This window comes from Burkholderia cepacia complex sp. TUM26381, from assembly GCF_057439935.1.
Map to the genome: position 1 here is coordinate 2,061,918 of NZ_CM172006.1, position 19,187 is coordinate 2,081,104.

At 66.4% G+C, this 19,187-nt stretch carries 17 protein-coding genes and 1 pseudogene; 11 read left to right on the plus strand and 7 right to left on the minus strand.

The window, feature by feature from the left end:
* Window positions 1-44 precede the first annotated feature (44 nt).
* From moaD to ACWMMN_RS09650, 5 genes are all read right to left on the minus strand, one after another.
* Window positions 45-302 (minus strand): molybdopterin converting factor subunit 1, encoded by a 258-nt coding sequence (gene moaD, locus ACWMMN_RS09630; protein WP_012328655.1) that lies wholly within the window; start codon window positions 300-302, stop codon window positions 45-47.
* A gap of 19 nt (window positions 303-321) precedes the next feature.
* Window positions 322-1,569 carry a molybdopterin molybdotransferase MoeA gene (locus ACWMMN_RS09635; protein ID WP_256084969.1) on the minus strand — a complete coding sequence of 416 codons (1,248 nt, stop codon included), beginning with the start codon at window positions 1,567-1,569 and terminating at the stop codon, window positions 322-324.
* A 234-nt stretch (window positions 1,570-1,803) separates the two neighbouring features.
* Window positions 1,804-3,255, minus strand: a complete 1,452-nt coding sequence (gene thrC / locus ACWMMN_RS09640) for a threonine synthase (RefSeq protein WP_059233982.1) — start codon at window positions 3,253-3,255, stop codon at window positions 1,804-1,806.
* A gap of 14 nt (window positions 3,256-3,269) precedes the next feature.
* On the minus strand, window positions 3,270-4,598 hold the full coding sequence (locus tag ACWMMN_RS09645; RefSeq protein WP_059233981.1) for a homoserine dehydrogenase: 1,329 nt from the start codon (window positions 4,596-4,598) through the stop codon (window positions 3,270-3,272).
* Window positions 4,599-4,651: 53 nt separating this feature from the next.
* Window positions 4,652-5,890 (minus strand): pyridoxal phosphate-dependent aminotransferase, encoded by a 1,239-nt coding sequence (locus tag ACWMMN_RS09650; RefSeq protein WP_059233980.1) that lies wholly within the window; start codon window positions 5,888-5,890, stop codon window positions 4,652-4,654.
* Between the two features lie 315 nt (window positions 5,891-6,205).
* On the opposite strand from ACWMMN_RS09650, the gene ACWMMN_RS09655 reads away from it, so the two are divergent.
* The 9 genes from ACWMMN_RS09655 to ACWMMN_RS09695 all read left to right on the plus strand — a co-directional run bounded on the left by ACWMMN_RS09655 (window position 6,206) and on the right by ACWMMN_RS09695 (window position 14,568).
* Window positions 6,206-6,580: an Mth938-like domain-containing protein gene (locus ACWMMN_RS09655; protein ID WP_486422618.1), complete on the plus strand. Its 375-nt coding sequence runs from the start codon at window positions 6,206-6,208 to the stop codon at window positions 6,578-6,580.
* Between the two features lie 124 nt (window positions 6,581-6,704).
* Window positions 6,705-8,381, plus strand: coding sequence for a glycosyltransferase family 39 protein (locus tag ACWMMN_RS09660; RefSeq protein WP_174994138.1), 1,677 nt, complete (start codon window positions 6,705-6,707; stop codon window positions 8,379-8,381).
* Window positions 8,382-8,394: 13 nt separating this feature from the next.
* Window positions 8,395-8,766, plus strand: coding sequence for an SMR family transporter (locus tag ACWMMN_RS09665; RefSeq protein ID WP_059233978.1), 372 nt, complete (start codon window positions 8,395-8,397; stop codon window positions 8,764-8,766).
* Between the two features lie 130 nt (window positions 8,767-8,896).
* Complete coding sequence (locus tag ACWMMN_RS09670; RefSeq protein WP_486422619.1) at window positions 8,897-10,048, plus strand: DegT/DnrJ/EryC1/StrS family aminotransferase; 1,152 nt, start codon at window positions 8,897-8,899, stop codon at window positions 10,046-10,048.
* 6 nt (window positions 10,049-10,054) lie between these two features.
* Window positions 10,055-11,092: a glycosyltransferase gene (locus ACWMMN_RS09675; RefSeq protein WP_174994139.1), complete on the plus strand. Its 1,038-nt coding sequence runs from the start codon at window positions 10,055-10,057 to the stop codon at window positions 11,090-11,092.
* Window positions 11,089-12,036, plus strand: a complete 948-nt coding sequence (locus ACWMMN_RS09680; protein ID WP_174994140.1) for a formyltransferase — start codon at window positions 11,089-11,091, stop codon at window positions 12,034-12,036. Before ACWMMN_RS09675 ends, ACWMMN_RS09680 begins: the two co-directional genes overlap by 4 nt.
* Entirely contained in the window at window positions 12,033-13,088 is a 1,056-nt protein-coding gene (locus tag ACWMMN_RS09685; RefSeq protein WP_059233974.1) for a bifunctional UDP-4-keto-pentose/UDP-xylose synthase, read from the plus strand. Before ACWMMN_RS09680 ends, ACWMMN_RS09685 begins: the two co-directional genes overlap by 4 nt.
* Before the next feature lie 13 nt (window positions 13,089-13,101).
* On the plus strand, window positions 13,102-13,998 hold the full coding sequence (locus ACWMMN_RS09690; protein WP_256084972.1) for a polysaccharide deacetylase family protein: 897 nt from the start codon (window positions 13,102-13,104) through the stop codon (window positions 13,996-13,998).
* Window positions 13,999-14,106: 108 nt separating this feature from the next.
* Window positions 14,107-14,568 (plus strand): peroxiredoxin, encoded by a 462-nt coding sequence (locus ACWMMN_RS09695; protein WP_034207483.1) that lies wholly within the window; start codon window positions 14,107-14,109, stop codon window positions 14,566-14,568.
* A 185-nt stretch (window positions 14,569-14,753) separates the two neighbouring features.
* On the opposite strand, the pseudogene ACWMMN_RS09700 reads toward ACWMMN_RS09695, so the two are convergent.
* Window positions 14,754-15,007, minus strand: a pseudogene (locus ACWMMN_RS09700) (hypothetical protein); the annotation flags it as partial.
* On the opposite strand from ACWMMN_RS09700, the gene ACWMMN_RS09705 reads away from it, so the two are divergent.
* Complete coding sequence (locus ACWMMN_RS09705; protein ID WP_059233972.1) at window positions 14,903-16,699, plus strand: PhoH family protein; 1,797 nt, start codon at window positions 14,903-14,905, stop codon at window positions 16,697-16,699. The pseudogene ACWMMN_RS09700 and the gene ACWMMN_RS09705 sit on opposite strands and share 105 nt — an antisense overlap.
* A 237-nt stretch (window positions 16,700-16,936) precedes the next feature.
* On the plus strand, window positions 16,937-18,031 hold the full coding sequence (locus tag ACWMMN_RS09710; RefSeq protein WP_486422620.1) for a C40 family peptidase: 1,095 nt from the start codon (window positions 16,937-16,939) through the stop codon (window positions 18,029-18,031).
* Between the two features lie 145 nt (window positions 18,032-18,176).
* Here ACWMMN_RS09710 and ACWMMN_RS09715 read toward each other — a convergent pair whose 3' ends face one another.
* Window positions 18,177-19,187, minus strand: a complete 1,011-nt coding sequence (locus tag ACWMMN_RS09715) for an inorganic phosphate transporter (RefSeq protein WP_059233970.1) — start codon at window positions 19,185-19,187, stop codon at window positions 18,177-18,179.

Below are 19,187 nucleotides of genomic sequence, written 5' to 3' on the forward strand. Positions count from 1 at the left end.
ACCAGAGTGAGCGCTTGAGCGCTTGCTCGGATCCCATGCAAAGCTCAACCGCCCGTCACCGGCGGAAAGAACGCGACCTCGCAGCCTTCGGTGAGCCGCGTGTCGGGATCGGTCATCTCGTGGTTGCACGCCATGCGCAGCGCGCGCCCTTCGGCGAGCGTCTCGGCCCACGCGCCGCCGCGCACGCGCAGCCATGCGCGCACGTCGCCGACGGTCGTCACGCTGTCCGGCACGTTTGCCTCTTCGTCGGCGACGCCCAGTGCCTCGCGCACGCTTGCAAAAAATTTCAGCTGAATCTTCATGGTTCGGGAAGCCGTCGCGTTACGACAGCAGTTCGGAAAACGGAATGAAACGCACGGTCTCGCCCGCGCTGATCGCGTGCTGTGGCGGATTGTCGATCAGGCCGTCGCCCCAGACCGTCGACGTCAGCACCGCCGAGCTCTGGTTCGGGAACAGGTCGAGGCCGCCCGCCGCGTTGACCCGCGCACGCAGGAATTCGTTGCGCCGGTCGCCCTTGCTCTGCGAGAAGTCCGCCCGCAGCGACAGCGCGCGCGGCGCGACGTCGCGCACGCCGGACAGGCGCAGCAGGAACGGCCGCACGAACAGCAGGAACGTGACGAAGCTCGAAACGGGGTTGCCGGGCAGCCCGATGAAGTGCGCATCGGCGCGCGCGTCGCCGCGGCGCACCGCGCCGTACGCGAGCGGCTTGCCGGGCTTCATCGCGATCTGCCACAGCGCGAGCCGCCCTTCGGACTCGACGGCCGGCTTCACGTGATCCTCTTCTCCGACCGATACACCGCCGCTCGTCAGGATCACGTCGTGATCGCGCGCGGCCTCGCGCAGCGTGTCGCGTGTCGCGGCAAGCGAATCGGGCACGATCCCGTAGTCGGTCACGTGGCAGCCGAGTCGCTCCAGCAGCCCGCGCAGCGTGAAACGGTTCGAGTTGTAGATCGCGCCGGGCTTCAGCGGCTCGCCGGGCATCGTCAGTTCGTCGCCGGTGAAGAACACCGCGACGCGAATCCGCCGCGCAACCGACAGCTGCGCGCAGCCGACCGATGCGGCCAGGCCGAGCGCCTGCGGCGTGAGCCGCGTGCCGGCCGGCAGGATCACCGACCCTTGCCGGATGTCGGCGCCCTGCGCGGTGATCCACTCGCCGGCCTTCGGCGTGTGCAGGATCTCGACCGCGTCGCCGTCGGCCGACGCCTGCTCCTGCATCACCACCGCGTCCGCGCCGGGCGGCACCGTCGCACCGGTGAAGATCCGCGCGGCCGTGCCGGCCGCGAGCGCTTGAGCCGGATGACCGGCCGGAATGCGCTGCGACACCGGCAACCGCCGATCGCCGTGCAGCAGGTCGGCGACGCGCACCGCATAGCCGTCCATCGCGCTGGTATGCATCGGCGGCACGTCGAGCGGCGAGCTCACGTCGGCTGCCAGCACGCGGCCGAGCGCATCGAGCGTGGCGACGGTTTCCGCGCCGGGCAGCGGCTTCGCGGCATCGAGCAGCGCGGCGAGCGCCTCGGCGGTCGACAGCATCGGCGCGCGCGGCGCCGCGGGATTCGGGTTCGACATCGATGGAATCGGGGATCGTTGGAGTCAATACGTCATTGTAGCGACGCCGCCGCACGGGCGCGCGATATGGCGGACATGCGAAAACTGTGATCGGTGCGAACGTGCGGGTCTGGCACTTGTTTCGCGCGACAGGCAATGCCCGGGCGCCAAACGAAACGGCCGGAACCCCGATCCGTTCGACGAATCGGCATTCCGGCCGTCCTGCGCCGCCGGGCCCGCGGGCCCGGCCGTGCGTCATGCGCCCGTGTGCGCGACGATGAAGTCCTTCACCTGCTGCGCGTCGGCCTTCACGACCTCGAAGCGCTGCGGCAGCGCCTCGAGCCCGTCGAATGCGGCCGGCCGCTCGGCCTCGCGATCGAGCGCTTCACGGATCGTCTCGCCGAACTTGATCGGCTGAGCCGTCTCGAGCACGACCATCGGCACGCCTGCGTCCAGATGTTCGCGTGCGACCTTCACGCCGTCGGCCGTGTGCGTATCGATCATCGTGTCGTAGCGCGAGAACACGTCGCGGATCGTCGCGATCCGGTCGGTGTGGCCGCTGCGGCCCGACACGAAGCCAAACTCGGCGACGCGCGCGAAATCGCCGCTCGCCGCGAGATCGAAACCGCCCTTCTCCTCGACATCGCGGAACAGCTGCATCACGCGCGCCGGATCGCGGCCGAGCAGGTCGAACACGAAGCGCTCGAAGTTCGACGCCTTCGAGATGTCCATGCTCGGGCTGCTGGTGTGATACGTGTTCTCGGCGCTGCGCACGCGATACGCGCCCGTACGGAAGAACTCGTCGAGCACGTCGTTCTCGTTGGTCGCGACCACGAGCTTCGCGATCGGCAGCCCCATCATCCGCGCGATGTGGCCCGCGCAGACGTTGCCGAAGTTGCCCGACGGCACCGTGAACGACACGCGCTCGTCGTTGGACTGCGTCGCTGCGAAGTAGCCCTTGAAGTAGTACACGACCTGTGCGACGACGCGTGCCCAGTTGATCGAGTTGACCGTGCCGATCTTCTGCTGCGCCTTGAACGCGTGATCGTTCGAGACGGCCTTCACGATGTCCTGGCAATCGTCGAACACGCCTTCGACCGCGAGGTTGAAGATGTTCGGATCCTGCAGGCTGAACATCTGTGCCGTCTGGAACGCGCTCATCTTCTTGTGCGGCGACAGCATGAACACGCGCACGCCGGCCTTGCCGCGCATCGCGTACTCGGCCGCGCTACCCGTGTCGCCCGACGTCGCCCCGAGGATGTTCAGCGCTTCACCGTGCTTCGCGAGCGTGTACTCGAACAGGTTGCCGAGCAGCTGCATCGCCATGTCCTTGAACGCGAGCGTCGGGCCGTTCGACAGTTCGAGCAGCGACAGCGCTGCACCGTTCTCGGTGCCGAGCGTCTTCAGCGGCGTGATGTCGGACGCGTTCTCGCCGTGGCGGGTGTTGCTGTACACGTCGGCCGTATACGTGCGGCGCGTGATCGCGCGCAGGTCGTCGGCCGGCACGTCGTCGCAGAACTTCGACAGGATCTCGAACGCGAGATCCGCGTACGACAGCGCGCGCCAGCGGGCGAGCTCGTCGGCGGACACCTTCGGGTATTCGGCCGGCAGGTAGAGCCCGCCGTCCTTCGCGAGGCCGCCGAGCAGGATGTCGGAGAACGTATGGCGCTCGCCGATGCCGGCGCCGCGCGTGGAGATGTAGTTCATGTCGCCTTCCGTCCTCAGTTCAGCGCTTCCATGCGCAGCTTCGTCACCTTCGACACGACCGTCGCGAGGCTCTCGATTTGCGCGATCGCCGCATTGACGTTCTTCTCGACCGTTTCGTGCGTGATCAGGATGATGTCGGTTTCGCCGTTCGCGTCGTCGACCTGCTCCGACTCCTTCTGCAGCAGCGCGTCGATCGAGATGCCCGATGCGGCGAGGATGCGCGTGATGTCGGCCAGCACGCCGGTCTGGTCGGCGACGCGCAGGCGCAGGTAATAGCCGCTCGTCACTTCCTCGATCGGCAAGATCGGCGTGTTCGACAGGCTGTCCGGCTGGAACGCGAGATGCGGCACGCGATGCTCCGGGTCGGCCGTATGCAGGCGCGTGACGTCGACGAGATCCGCGACCACGGCCGATGCGGTCGGCTCAGCGCCCGCGCCCTTGCCGTAGTACAGCGTCGTGCCGACCGCATCGCCGTGCACGACGACGGCGTTCATCGCGCCTTCGACGTTCGCGAGCAGGCGTTTTTCCGGGATCAGCGTCGGGTGCACGCGCAGCTCGATGCCGTTTTCGGCGCGGCGCGTGATGCCGAGCAGCTTGATCCGGTAGCCGAGCTCTTCCGCGTAGCGGATGTCGGTCGCATCGAGCTTGCTGATGCCTTCGACGTACGCACGGTCGAACTGCACCGGCACGCCGAACGCGATCGCGCTCATGATCGTCGCCTTGTGCGCGGCGTCGACGCCTTCGATGTCGAAGGTCGGGTCGGCTTCCGCGTACCCAAGCTCCTGCGCGGCCTTCAGCGCGGTCGCGAAGTCGAGCCCGCGATCGCGCATTTCCGACAGGATGTAGTTGGTCGTGCCGTTGATGATGCCCGCGATGTACTGGATGCGGTTCGCGGTCAGGCCTTCGCGCAGCGCCTTGATGATCGGGATGCCGCCGGCGACGGCCGCTTCGAACGCAACCATCACGCCCTTTTCGCGCGCGGCCTCGAAAATCTCGGTGCCGTGCACCGCGAGCAGCGCCTTGTTTGCCGTCACGACGTGCTTGCCGTTCGCGATCGCGCGCAGCACGAGCTCGCGCGCGATGCCCGTGCCGCCGATCATCTCGGCGACGATCGCGATCGACGGATCGTCGACGACGGCGTTGAAGTCGTCGGTGATCTGCGCGACGGCGGCGTCACCGCCGAGCGCAGCCTGCGCCTTGGCCGGGTTGCGCACGGCAATGCGCGCCACCTCGATGCCGCGCCCCGCGCGTCGCTTGATTTCTTCCTGGTTGCGGCGCAGCACCGTGAAGGTGCCGCTGCCCACAGTGCCGAAGCCCAACAGGCCAACTTTGATCGGTTCCATGCTGCGTGTGATCGATGAGTAAGAAGTAGTGAATTCCGTGTGGCCTTGACCGCTCACACCGAATGGCGCTTGCGGTAGCCGTCGAGGAAGCGTGCAATCCGGTTGATCGAATCGGTCAGGTCGTCGAGGTTCGGCAGGAAGACCACGCGGAAGTGGTCCGGCGTCGCCCAGTTGAATCCCGTGCCCTGCACCAGCAGCACGCGCTCCTCGAGCAACAGGTCGAGAATGAACTGCTGGTCGTTCTGGATCGGGTAAAGCTTCGGGTCGAGGCGCGGGAACATGTACAGCGCGGCCTGCGGCTTCACGCAGGTCACGCCCGGGATCGACGTCAGCATGTCGTACGCAAGCTCGCGCTGCTTGTACAGGCGCCCGCTCGGCACGATCAGCTCGTTGATGCTCTGGTAGCCGCCGAGCGCCGTCTGGATCGCGAACTGCCCGGGCACGTTCGCGCACAGGCGCATCGACGACAGGATGCCGAGCCCCTCGAGGTAATCCTTCGCGCGCCGGCGGTTGTCGCCGCCGAGGCCCGATACGGCCATCCAGCCCGCGCGGTAGCCGCACGAGCGATAGCTCTTCGACAGGCTGTTGAACGTGACGGTGATCACATCCTCCGACAGCGCCCCCATCGCCGTGTGCTCGAGGCCGTCGTAGACGATCTTGTCGTAGACCTCGTCGGCAAACACGATCAGCCCGTGCTGGCGCGCGATCTCGAGCAGCTCGAGCAGCAATTCGTCGGAATAAAGCGCGCCCGTCGGGTTGTTCGGGTTGATCACGACGATCGCCTTCGTGTTCGGCGTGATCTTGCTGCGGATGTCGTCGAGATCCGGCATCCACGCGTTCTGCTCGTCGCACACGTAGTGCACGGGCGTGCCGCCCGACAGGCTCACCGCCGCCGTCCACAGCGGGTAGTCGGGCGCGGGCAGCAGCACTTCGTCGCCGTCGTTCAGCAGCGCCTGGGTCGCCATCACGATGAGCTCGGACGCGCCGTTGCCGATGTAGATGTCGTCGAGGCCGACGCCCACGACGCCCTTTTCCTGCGTGTAGTGCATCACGGCCTTGCGCGCCGAGAACACGCCCTTCGAATCCGAATAGCCGGACGACGCCGGCAGGTTGCGGATCATGTCCTGGATGATCTCGTCCGGCGCGTCGAAACCGAACGGCGCGAGGTTGCCGATGTTCAGCTTGATGATGCGGTGGCCTTCTTCCTCGAGGCGCTTCGCGTGCTCGAGCACCGGGCCACGGATGTCGTAGCAGACGTTGAGCAGCTTGTTCGACTTCTGAATCGGTTTCACGACGACACGGTTCCTGGGTTGGCCTTGCGGCCGGGGGGACGGGATCAAAACTGGAAAGCGGCCGGTCTGTGCGCGCTGTCTAGACTGGAAAAAGCGGGCGGTCGGACGCGGCTTGTGGCGACGCACGACGCAAGTGGCGCCCGGGGGCGACCAAAAAGTTATAATTTAGCGGATTTTGGCCGACTTTCGCAATGCACCATAGCCGCGCCGGGCCCGCGCCGTCAGGCGTCCCCGTGTGGCCAGGCGCGTGAAACCGGCCCCCCGGGCCGCTGCGGCCCTGCGAACCATTCCCCTACGGAACCGCGGAATACCGATTTGAAACTGCACCAGGACACGAGCGGCGCGCTCAACACCGTCACCGGCTACGGCCCCGATTACGTCGACGTCAATCTCGAACGCCATAAAACGAGCGTCATCGTGCTGCCCGGCGCGCCGGTCCAGGCATGGCCCGTGTCGTCGTTCGACGCGCTCGCGCCCGAGCATTTCGCGATGCTGCTCGACCCGACGCCCGAACTCGTGATCTTCGGCAGCGGCGCGCGGCTACGCTTCCCGCACCCGCGGCTCGTCGCGGCGCTCACGGCGAAGCGGATCGGCGTCGAGACGATGGATTTCCAGGCGGCCTGCCGCACCTACAACATTCTGATGGCCGAGGGCCGCAAAGTTGCCGCCGCGCTCTTAATTGAACGTTAATCCCCGATGCGGTAAAACTCGGGCCGGCGCAGCGGGTCGATCCCTCCGATCGGCCCGGCGAGGCCGCCCGCCTCCGGCGCCACCCGCCGGCGGCCCGTCACAACAACCAACAGGCTGAAAATCCATGAACGATACGCCGTCGAGGCTACCGCTCAATCGCATCACGCTCGTCCTCCTGCTCGTCGCGCTCGCGATCGTCTGGTTCGCGCCGCTCGGGCTGCGCCACCTGATCCCGAGCGACGAAGGCCGCTACGCGGAAATGGCGCGCGAGATGTTCGTCACCGGCGACTGGATCACGCCGCGCTACAACGGCTACAAGTACTTCGAGAAGCCGCCGCTGCAGACCTGGCTGAATGCGCTCACGTTCGCGTGGTTCGGCATCGGCGAATGGCAGGCGCGCCTCTACACGGCCGTCGCGAGCTTCGCCGGCGTGCTGCTCGTTGGCTACACCGGCGCGCGCCTGTTCAATCCGCTGTCGGGCTTCCTCGCGGCCGTCGTGCTCGCGAGCTCGCCGTACTGGAACCTGATGGGGCACTTCAACGCGCTCGACATGGGGCTCGCGTTCTGGATGGCGCTGTCGCTCTGCTCGCTGCTGCTCGCGCAGCGGCCCGGGCTGCGCCCGGCCGCGACGCGCGGCTGGATGTGGGCGTGCTGGGCCGCGATGGCGTTCGCGGTGCTGTCCAAGGGCCTCGTCGGCCTGATCCTGCCCGGCGCCGTGCTCGTGCTCTATACGCTGATCGCGCGCGACTGGGCGCTGTGGAAGCGCCTGTACCTGGTGAGCGGCCTCGTGATCTTCTTCGCGATCGTCACGCCGTGGTTCGTGCTCGTCCAGCAGCGCAACCCCGAATTCTTCAACTTCTTCTTCATCGTCCAGCAGTTCCGCCGGTACCTGACCCCGGAACAGAACCGCCCGGGCCCGCTGTACTACTTCGTGCCGGTGCTGCTGGTCGGCTTCCTGCCGTGGCTGTCGGTCGCGTGGCAGAGCATCCGCCACGCGCTGCGGATGCCGCGCCAGCCGAACGGCTTCTCGCCGATGCTCGTGCTGCTGATCTGGAGCGCGTTCATCTTCCTGTTCTTCAGCACGTCGCATTCGAAGCTGATCTCGTACGTGCTGCCGGTCGCGCCGGCGCTCGCGCTGATCATCGGCGCGTACCTGCCGCTGATGTCGGCCGACCGGTTCCGCCGCCACCTGCTCGGCTACCTCGTGTTCTTCGTCGCCGCGGCGTTCGGGATCATCTTCCTCGCGTACCTGGGCGATGCCCGCACGCCGAACGCGCTGTACCGCGCGTTCCAGATGTGGCTGTACGCGGGCCTCGCGGTCTCGGCCGCGCTGACGCTCGCAGCCGCGTGGCTGAACCGCCGCACCGGCGTGGCCGCCGCGATCGCCGCGTTCGGCGCCGCGTGGCTCGCGTTCGGCACGATCGGCGGCACCGGGCACGACGAGTTCGGCCGCTACAGCTCGGGCGCGCTGCTCGCGCCTGCCGTGCGCGCCGAACTGGCGAAACTGCCGTCCGACACGCCGTTCTACTCGATCGAGATGCTCGACCACACGTTCCCGTTCTATATGGGCCACACGACGATCATGGTCCAGCGCCAGGACGAGCTCGCGTTCGGGATCTCGATGGAGCCGAACAAGTGGATTCCGACCGTCGGCGAATGGATCACGCGCTGGAAGCAGGAAACCCATGCGCTCGCGATCATGCCGCCCGGCCAGTACGACGCGCTGGTCAAGGAAGGCGTGCCGATGCGCGTGATCGCGCGCGACAACCGCCGCGTGATCGTCGAGAAACCGCAATCGTAAGGACGCCCATCGCATGAATCCCGTTTCACTCGTCTGCATCGTCACCGGCGTGATGCTCAACGCCGTTGCGCAACTTCTGCTGAAAGCCGGCGTCAACGCCGTTGGGCACTTCGAATTCAGCCGTGCGAACATCCTCCCGGTCGGCCTGAAGATCGCGACCCAGCTGCCGATCATCGGCGGCCTCGGCTGCTACGTGCTGAGCGTCGTCGTCTGGATTCTCGGGTTGTCGCGGGTCGACGTGTCGATCGCGTACCCGATGCTGTCGCTCGGCTACGTCGTCAACGCGTTCGCGGCCTGGTACCTGTTCGGCGAGGTGCTGTCGGTCCAGCGGCTCATCGGCATCGGCATCATCCTGATCGGCGTGCTCGTGCTCGCGCGCAGCTGAGCACGCCCCGCGGCGTTAAGCGTCCGCCTACAAAAAATCACGGTACGAATCCGCCAACCGGTGTTTAATGCCGGTTTCGGGCGGGATCGCCCGACCCTTTTATTACACGCCATTACAGGCCAACGCGTTCATGAGCCAGACAACCGCTCCGTTTCTGCCGTTCACCCGACCGGAAATCGACGAGGAAACCATCCAGGGCGTCGTCGACGTGCTGCGCTCGGGCTGGATCACCACCGGCCCGCAGAGCCAGAAGTTTGAAGCAGCGCTGTCCGAGTACTGCGGCGGCCGTCCGGTCCGCGTGTTCAATTCGGGCACCTGCACGCTCGAGATCGGCCTGCGCATCGCGGGCGTCGGCGCCGGCGACGAGGTGATCACGACGCCGGCGTCGTGGGTCTCGACCAGCAACGTGATCATCGAAACGGGCGCGACGCCCGTGTTCGCCGACATCGATCCCGTCACGCGCAACATCGATCTCGACAAGCTCGAGCAGGCGATCACGCCGCGCACGAAGGCGATCATCCCGGTGTTCCTGTCCGGCCTGCCGGTCGACATGGACCGCCTGTACGCGATCGCGCGCGCGCACAAGCTGCGCGTGATCGAAGACGCCGCGCAAGCGTTCGGCTCGACATGGAACGGCAAGCGCATCGGCACGATCGGCGACATCGTGTCGTTCAGCTTCCACGCGAACAAGAACCTGACGACGATCGAAGGCGGCGCGCTCGTGCTGAACAACGAGGACGAGGCAACGCTCGCGCAGAAGTACCGGCTGCAAGGCATCACGCGCACCGGCTTCGACGGGATGGACTGCGACGTGCTCGGCGGCAAGTACAACCTGACCGACGTCGCCGCCCGCGTCGGCCTCGGCCAGTTGCCGCACATCGACCGCTTCACCGCACAGCGCCGCGTGCTCGCCCGCGCGTATTTCGACGCGTTCGACGGCAGCGCGGCCGTGAAGCTCGGCGTCGGCCTGCCGGTTGCCGATTTCGAGAACAGTAACTGGCACATGTTCCTGATCACGCTGCCGCTCGAGCGGCTGACGATCACGCGCGCCGAATTCATGGCGCAGCTCAAGGAACGCGGCATCGGCACGGGCATCCACTACCCGGCGATCCATCTTTTCACGCTGTACCGTGCGCGCGGCTTCAAGGAGGGCATGTTCCCCCACGCCGAACGGTACGGCGCGTCGACCGTCACGCTGCCGCTGTTCACGCAGATGACGGAAGACGACGTGCGTCGCGTGGTCGACGCCATCAATCAGATTTGCGAACAATACGGAAAATAAGCGTACATGAGTCACCTTGAAGCACGCGCCGGGCATCCGGGCGCCGGGCACCTGGACGCCGGCCGGCCCGAAGTATCGGTCATCATCCCCGTGTACAACGAGGAAGACGGCCTCGCCGCGCTGTTCGCGCGGCTGTATCCGGCGCTCGACGCACTCGACACGTCATACGAAGTGATCCTGATCAACGACGGCAGCCGCGACCGCTCGGCCGCCATGCTCGCCGATCAGTTCCACGTACGGCCCGACACGACGCGCATCGTGCTGCTCAACGGCAACTACGGCCAGCACATGGCCATCCTCGCGGGCTTCGCGCAGTCGCGCGGCGAGATCGTCATCACGCTCGACGCCGACCTGCAGAACCCGCCCGAGGAAATCGGCAAACTGATCACGAAGATGCGCGAGGGCTACGACTACGTCGGCTCGATCCGCAAGCAGCGCCAGGACAGCCTGTGGCGGCGCAAGGCGTCGCAGATGATGAACCGGCTGCGCGAGCGCATCACGCGCATCAAGATGACCGACCAGGGCTGCATGCTGCGCGCATACAGCCGCCGCATCATCGACACGATCAACGTGTGCGGCGAAGTCAACACGTTCATCCCCGCACTCGCGTACACGTTCGCGCAGAAGCCGACCGAAATCGAGGTCGCGCACGAGGAACGCTTCGCGGGCGAATCGAAGTATTCGCTGTACAGCCTGATCCGGCTGAACTTCGACCTCGTGACCGGCTTCTCGGTCGTGCCGCTGCAGTGGCTGTCGTTCATCGGCGTGATCCTGTCGCTCGGCTCCGCCGCGCTGTTCGTGCTGCTGCTGGTGCGCCGCTTCATCGTCGGCGCGGAAGTGCAAGGCGTGTTCACGCTGTTCGCGATCACGTTCTTCCTGCTCGGCGTGATCATCTTCGCGCTCGGCCTGCTCGGCGAGTACGTCGGCCGCATCTACCAGCAGGTGCGCGCCCGTCCGCGCTACCTGATCCAGGCCGTGCTCGAACAGCACGACGGCGTGCCGGCGGTTCCGGCCGCCGCGAAGCACCCGGGAGCCGCGCAATGAAGCCGCGCGCGGTCGTCTTCGCGTATCACAACGTCGGCGTGCGGTGCCTGCAGGTGCTGCTCGCACGCGGCGTCGACGTCGCGCTCGTCGTCACGCACGAGGACAACCCGAACGAGAACATCTGGTTCGGCAGCGTCGCGTCCGTCGCGGCCGAGCACGGCATTCCGGTGCTCACGCCGGCCGATCCCGCTGATCCGGCACTGCGCCGCGCGGTGTCGGATGCGCAGCCCGATTTCATCTTCTCGTTCTACTACCGTCACATGCTGCCGGTGGACCTGCTCGCGATCGCGCCGCGCGGCGCGTACAACATGCACGGTTCGCTGCTGCCGAAATACCGGGGTCGGGTACCGACCAACTGGGCCGTGCTGAACGGCGAGACCGAAACCGGCGCGACGCTGCACGAGATGGCCGCAAAGCCCGACGCGGGCGCGATCGTCGGCCAGACCGCGGTGCCGATCCTGCCGGACGACACGGCCACGCAGGTGTTCGACAAGGTCACGGTAGCCGCTGAGCAGACGCTCTGGCGCGCGCTGCCCGCGTTGCTCGCGGGCGAGGCGCCGCATCTGCCGAACGATCTGTCGACCGGCAGCTACTACGGCGGGCGCAAGCCCGAAGACGGCCGCGTCGACTGGTCGAAGCCGGCCGCGCAGGTCTACAACCTGGTGCGCGCGGTCGCGCCCCCGTATCCGGGCGCGTTCACCGACGTCGACGGCGCGCGCTTCGTGATCGCGCGCGCGCGCCTCGCGGCGCCCGGCAGCGCGGCGGCGGCCGCCGCGGCAGATTTGCCGCCCGGCCTGCACGTAAGCGATAATGCGCTATTCGGCGTCTGCGGCGACAGCCGCGCCCTATCCATTCTCGAGCTGTGGCAGCAGCGCGACGGCAGCGAAACCGTCGTGACGCCCGCGGAATTCGCGCAGTTCATTCATTCTTCCCGTCATTCATGAAAGCAAAAAAAGTCCTGATCCTGGGTGTGAACGGCTTCATCGGCCATCACCTGTCGAAGCGCATTCTTGAAACCACCGATTGGGAAGTGTTCGGCATGGACATGCAGACCGATCGGCTTGGCGACCTCGTCAACCACGAGCGGATGCATTTCTTCGAAGGCGACATCACGATCAACAAGGAGTGGGTCGAGTATCACGTGAAGAAGTGCGACGTGATCCTGCCGCTCGTCGCGATCGCGACGCCCGCCACCTACGTCCAGCAGCCGCTGCGCGTGTTCGAACTCGACTTCGAGGCGAACCTGCCGATCGTGCGTTCGGCCGTCAAGTACGGCAAGCACCTCGTGTTCCCGTCGACCTCCGAGGTCTACGGCATGTGCTCGGACGAGCAGTTCGATCCGGACGCATCGGCCCTCACCTACGGCCCGATCAACAAGCCGCGCTGGATCTACGCGTGCTCGAAGCAGCTGATGGACCGCGTGATCTGGGGTTACGGGATGGAAGGCCTGAACTTCACGCTGTTCCGTCCGTTCAACTGGATCGGCCCGGGCCTCGACTCGATCTACACGCCGAAGGAAGGCAGCTCGCGCGTGGTCACGCAGTTCCTCGGCCACATCGTGCGCGGCGAGAACATCAGCCTCGTCGACGGCGGCTCGCAGAAGCGCGCGTTCACCGACATCGGCGACGGCATCAGCGCGCTGATGAAGATCATCGAGAACAAGGACGGCGTCGCGTCGGGCAAGATCTACAACATCGGGAATCCGAAGAACAACTTCTCGGTTCGCGAACTCGCGCACAAGATGCTCGAACTGGCCGCGGAATACCCCGAGTACGCCGATTCGGCCAAGCAGGTGAAGCTCGTCGAAACGACGTCCGGCGCCTACTACGGCAACGGCTACCAGGACGTGCAGAACCGCGTGCCGAAGATCGACAACACGATGCAGGAGCTTGGCTGGGCGCCGCAGGCGACGTTCGACGACGCGCTGCGCAACATCTTCGAAGCGTACCGCGGCCACGTCGCCGACGCGCGCGCGCTCGTCGAACAGCAAGGCTGACCGGGACGTTCGCTTGGCTCGTATCGTCCTCAAGATCGACGTCGACACGCTGCGCGGCACGCGCGAAGGCGTGCCGAACCTCGCGCGCATCTTCGACCGCTTCAGTGCGCGCGCGACCTTCCTCTTCAGCCTCGGGCCCGATCACACGGGCTGGGCGCTGCGGCGCGTGTTCCGCCCGGGCTTCCTGAAGAAGGTGTCGCGCACGTCGGTGGTCGAGCACTACGGCCTGAAGCAGCTGATGTACGGCGTGCTGCTGCCGGGCCCCGACATCGGCCGCCGTGCGATCGCCGACATGCGCGCGATTCACGAAGCCGGCTTCGAATGCGGGATCCACACGTGGGATCACGTGTACTGGCAGGACAACGTCCGCGGGCGCGATCGCGACTGGACCGCGCGTGAAATGCAGAAGAGTCACGCGCGCTTCATCGAGATCTTCGGCGCGCCGCCCGTCACGCACGGCGCGGCCGGCTGGCAGATGAACGATGCCGCGTTCGAGCAGATCGACGCATGGGGGATGCGCTATGCATCCGACGGGCGCGGCCATTCGCCGTACCTGCCCGTCGTCGGCGGCCGCACGCTGTCGCACGTGCAGATGCCGACCACGCTGCCGACGCTCGACGAAGTGCTCGGCATCGACGGCGTCGACACGCACAACGTCGCCGCACATATCCTCAAGTTCACCGAAACCAATCCGCACGACCAGGTGTTCACGCTGCATGCGGAACTGGAAGGCCAGAAGCTCGCGCCCGTGTTCGAGCAGCTGCTCGCCGGCTGGCGTGCGCAAGGCCACACGTTTGCGACGATGGGTGACTACCACGCGACGCTGGACCGCGACTCGCTGCCATCGTACCCTGTCACGTGGGGCGAAATCCCCGGCCGCTCCGGCGAACTGATCGTCCAGCCCGACTGAGTTCGCGCGAGCCGGCGTCGCCCGCAGCGCCGTTGCCACGCGCTGCCGCGACGCCCTGCCGCACCGCGCCGCCGTAGCGGCGCCTTTCCATAACAACAGGAGAAACACGTGTCTGTCGAAGTTGACCGTCAAGTTCCCGATTTCACCGCACCGGCCACGGGCGGCGACATTTCGCTGTCCGACCTGAAAGGCAAGAAGCTCGTCCTGTACTTCTATCCGAAGGACAACACGCCGGGCTGCACGACCGAAGGGCTGCAGTTCCGCGATCTCTATCCGAAGTTCAAGAAAGCCGGTGCGGAAGTCATCGGCGTATCGCGCGACAGCCTGCGCTCGCATGACAATTTCAAGGCAAAGCTCGAACTGCCGTTCCCGCTGATTTCCGATGCCGACGAAGCGCTGTGCGCGCTGTTCGATGTCATCAAGATGAAGAAAATGTATGGCAAGGAAGTGCGCGGAATCGAGCGCTCGACGTTCCTGATCGACGCCGACGGCGTGCTCCGTCAAGCATGGCGCGGCATCAAGGTGCCGGGTCACGTGGACGACGTGCTAAAGGCTGTACAAGCGCTTTGAGGCGCGTTATATTGGGCCGCAATGAATGCCAGTTCGCCCCATATTTCTCGTAGCTGCGCCGGTGCCCGTTGCGATGCTTCCCGGCACCTGACGCGCATCACGACGGTACCAGCCGAGCCGCATGTCCCTGTCGACGGGGCAGCGGCTTTTTTTATGGATTGCGCGCCGGCCCTCCCGGTCCGGCCCTAACCGCATCGAGGAGCTGATCGACACTTAGGCGAACCGGCTAGACGAACTTCCTGTGCGCCACCGCGCGCAAACTGCATGCGTCTACGTCACGCAGGATGCGATCAGCGGCGCACGCCATGCGACACGATTCCTCCCGAGGGACACCATGCCTTTGCCTACCCCCCCCAGCAAGCTCGGCAGCCTGCTGCCGCCCGACGAATACAAGGCGAAAGCGCGGCCCGCGAAAGCCGCGAAGAAATCCGCCGAAGGGGACGCATCCACAGCCGGTGACTATGGTCCGGCCAGCGTGGCCCAACCGATGATCGAAGCCGCGAACACGGCCGCGCCGCTGCGTGCCGTCGCGTCTTCGGCGCCTGACGCCGCACCCGCACGCGGCCGCAAGACCAGGCAGACAGCCGCCCTGTTGCAGCCGATGCCCGCGCCCGTCGAACCCGCGGCGCCGGTCGTCGCACGCAACGACAAGCCGGCCGCCGGCAAACCGGCCGCCGCGCCCGCGCGCGACGCCGGCGCCGCGACGAAGTCGCGCAGCCGCAAGCCCGCCGAAGCCGAACTGCAGAAACTGTTCGTGCTCGACACCAACGTGCTGATGCACGACCCGAGCAGCCTCTTCCGCTTCGAGGAACACGACGTCTATCTGCCGATGATGACGCTCGAGGAACTCGACAACCACAAGAAGGGGATGTCGGAAGTCGCGCGCAACGCACGCCAGGTCAGCCGCACGCTCGACGCGCTCGTCGCCGACGGCGGCCCGATCTCGGACGGCATTCCGCTGTCGCGCCTCGGCAGCCGCGAGGCGCTCGGCCGCCTGTACTTCCAGACGAAGCTCGCCGACATCGCGCCGGTCGAGGGTCTGCCCGAAGGCAAGGCCGACAACCAGATCCTCGGTGTCGTGCGCGCGCTGCAGCGCGACCGGCCCGACCGTCAGGTCGTGCTGGTGTCGAAAGACATCAACATGCGGATCAAGGCGCATGCGCTCGGCCTGCCCGCGGAAGACTACTTCAACGACCAGGTGCTCGAGGATTCGGATCTCCTCTACACCGGCGTGCGCGAACTGCCGCAGGACTTCTGGACCAAGCATGCGAAGGGCATGGAGAGCTGGCAGGACACGAAGACGGGCACCACGTATTACCGCGTGACGGGCCCGCTCGTCGCGTCGATGCTCGTCAACGAGTTCGTCTATCTCGAGCCGCAGAACGGCGAGCCGACGTTCCATGCGATCGTCCGCGAGCTGAACGGCAAGACGGCGTTGCTGCAGACGCTGCGCGACTACAGCCACCACAAGAACAACGTGTGGGGCATCACGGCGCGCAACCGCGAGCAGAACTTCGCGCTGAACCTGCTGATGAACCCCGAGATCGACTTCGTCACGCTGCTCGGCCAGGCCGGCACCGGCAAGACGCTCGTCGCGCTCGCGGCCGGCCTCGCGCAGGTGCTCGACGACAAGCGCTACAACGAGATCATCGTGACGCGCGCGACCGTGCCCGTCGGCGAGGACATCGGTTTCCTGCCCGGTACCGAGGAAGAGAAGATGCAGCCGTGGATGGGTGCATTCGACGACAACCTCGAAGTGCTGCAGAAGACCGACGACGCTGCCGGTGAATGGGGCCGGGCTGCAACGCAGGAGCTGATCCGTTCGCGCCTGAAGGTGAAGAGCATGAACTTCATGCGCGGCCGCACGTTCGTCGACAAGTACCTGATCATCGACGAAGCGCAGAACCTGACGCCGAAGCAGATGAAGACGCTCGTCACGCGCGCGGGCCCCGGCACGAAGATCGTGTGCCTCGGCAACATCGCGCAGATCGACACGCCTTACCTGACCGAAGGCAGCTCGGGCCTGACCTACGTCGTCGACCGCTTCAAGGGCTGGGGCCACAGCGGCCACGTGACGCTCGCGCGCGGCGAACGTTCGCGGCTCGCCGACTACGCGTCGGACATCCTGTAACACCGCAAGCCGGCCCGTCGGCCGGCTGTCGACGCCACACGGCGCTCCGTTTCCGGAGCGCCGTTTTTATTTGGGGTCGAAGACAAAAGTAACGCTTCGTCACGCAACAACGCAGTTTACGCGCGAAACTTCAAGTAAATTCTCAAGAATGGTTGCTTAAGCCCCGCCGGAGCGTCTACCATCGGGTCTGTCTGTTGTCATACGATTCGCGAGCGCGCCGCGCTCGCCCGCCTTGCCATGCTTCGAATCTGGGTTCCCGTTGCCGTCGTCTCCCTGCTTGCGGCCTGCTCCAGCGTGCCGCCGCAGTCGGCATCGCGTCCCGCGTCGGGCATGAAGATCACGACGCCGCGCGCGTTCCCCGCGCCCGCCAATTTCCCGAAATTCGTCGATCACAGCGTCGGCCAGGAAGAAATCTCGATCCAGGCGATGAGCCTCGTCGGTGTCCCGTATCGCTGGGGCGGCAACACGCCGACGAGCGGCTTCGACTGCAGCGGGCTCGTGCGCTACGTGATCGGCCGCGCGGCCGACGTGAACCTGCCGCGCACGACCGCCGACATGAGCGGCCGCGGCGTGTCGGTCGAACCCGACGAGATCGCCCCCGGCGACCTGATTTTCTTCAATACGACCGGGCGGCCGCATTCGCACGTCGGCATCTATGTCGGCAAGCTGCGCTTCGTCAACGCGCCGTCGACGGGCGGCACCGTGCGGCTCGACTACCTGACGAACCCGTACTGGGCCAAGCGTTTCGACGGCATTCGCCGTGTCGCGCCGCCGCGCACGGCACCGACGCCGTTCGATGCGCCGACCTACGAGGCGAAACGCGACGAGCCCCGCAACCCGCCGGCGGCTGCGCCGGCTCCGGTGGTCGTGACGGCCGCTGCGTCGCGGCCGCCCGCCTATGCTTCGCCGCAAGCGCGAGTGACGCAGGCGCCCGCGCCTGCTCCGGTGGCCCCGGCCGCGCCGATTGTGACGACCGCTGCGGTTGCACCTGCGGCCCCGGCCGCCGATCCGTACGAACCGCCGCCGACGCGCATGCAGGCCGCCCGGCAACAGGCGACGTCGGTGAATGACGGCATGAGCGCGATGACGGCCAATTCAGCACCGACCGCGTCGGCGGAGTCCGGCACGCAGATTCCGACGACGGCGCTGACGGCCGCCCAGGCCGCCGCATTCGATGCCGAACCGCCGCCCGCCACTGCGTCCGCATCTCCGCGCAGTATCGAGCCGGCCCCCGTGCAGGTATTGCGTGCGTCAACGCAATCGGCGCCCGTCACCCCGCGTACCAGCACCGCAGACGATCCGATTGCGCGATTCGCGAACGGAAGTTACTGACCGGTTGCCCGCCCCCCGACGGTAATTCACGTTGGCGGCATCTGCCGCCGCCCCGCCCGTTCCGTCGCCCATCCCCGCTCCAAAAGAAAATGCGCCGCAGCCTTTCGGCTTGCGGCGCATTTCAGGTCGATCTGGCTGCGGACGATCAGAAGATCTGGTGACCGAGCCACCATCCGCCGGCCGCGAACAGCGCGGCTGCGGGCAGCGTCAGCACCCACGCCCACACGATGTTGCCGGCCACGCCCCAGCGCACGGCCGACAGCTTCTGCGTCGCGCCGACACCGACGATTGCGCCGGTGATCGTATGCGTGGTCGACACCGGAATGCCGAGGAACGACGCGATGAACAGCGTGATCGCCCCGCCGCTTTCCGCGCAGAACCCGCCGACCGGCTTGAGCTTCGTGATCTTCTGGCCCATCGTGCGCACGATGCGCCAGCCGCCGAACAGCGTGCCGAGCCCCATCGACAGATAGCACGCGCCGATCACCCACGCAGGCGGCGCATCGGCGGTGGCCGATGCGTAGCCGCTCGCGATCAGCAGCATCCAGATGATGCCGATCGTCTTTTGCGCGTCGTTGCCGCCGTGGCCCAGACTGTACAGGCCGGCCGACAGCAGCTGCAGCCGGCGGAAACGCCGGTCGACCTTGCTGGGCGCGGTACGGAAGTACAGCCACGACACCCCGAGCATGAACAGCGAACCGAGGATGAAGCCGAGCAGCGGCGAGATGAAGATGAACGCGACCGTCTTCAGCAGCCCGTCGATGTTCAGCGAGCTCCAGCCCGACTTCGCGAGCGCCGCGCCGACGAGGCCGCCGATCAGCGCGTGCGACGAGCTCGACGGAATCCCGTAGTACCAGGTGATCACGTTCCAGCCGATCGCACCGACCAGCGCGCCGAAGATGACGTAGTGGTCGACGATCTCGGGATCGATCGTGCCTTTACCGACGGTCTGCGCGACTTTCAGGTGGAAGATGAAGTACGCGATCACGTTGAACGCGGCCGCGAACACGACGGCCTGCTGGGGTTTCAGCACCCCGGTCGACACGACGGTGGCGATCGAGTTCGCCGCGTCGTGAAAGCCGTTCATGAAGTCGAATACGAGCGCGACGAGCACCAGCGTCGCGACCATCCATAGGGCGAGTTGTATCGAATGCAT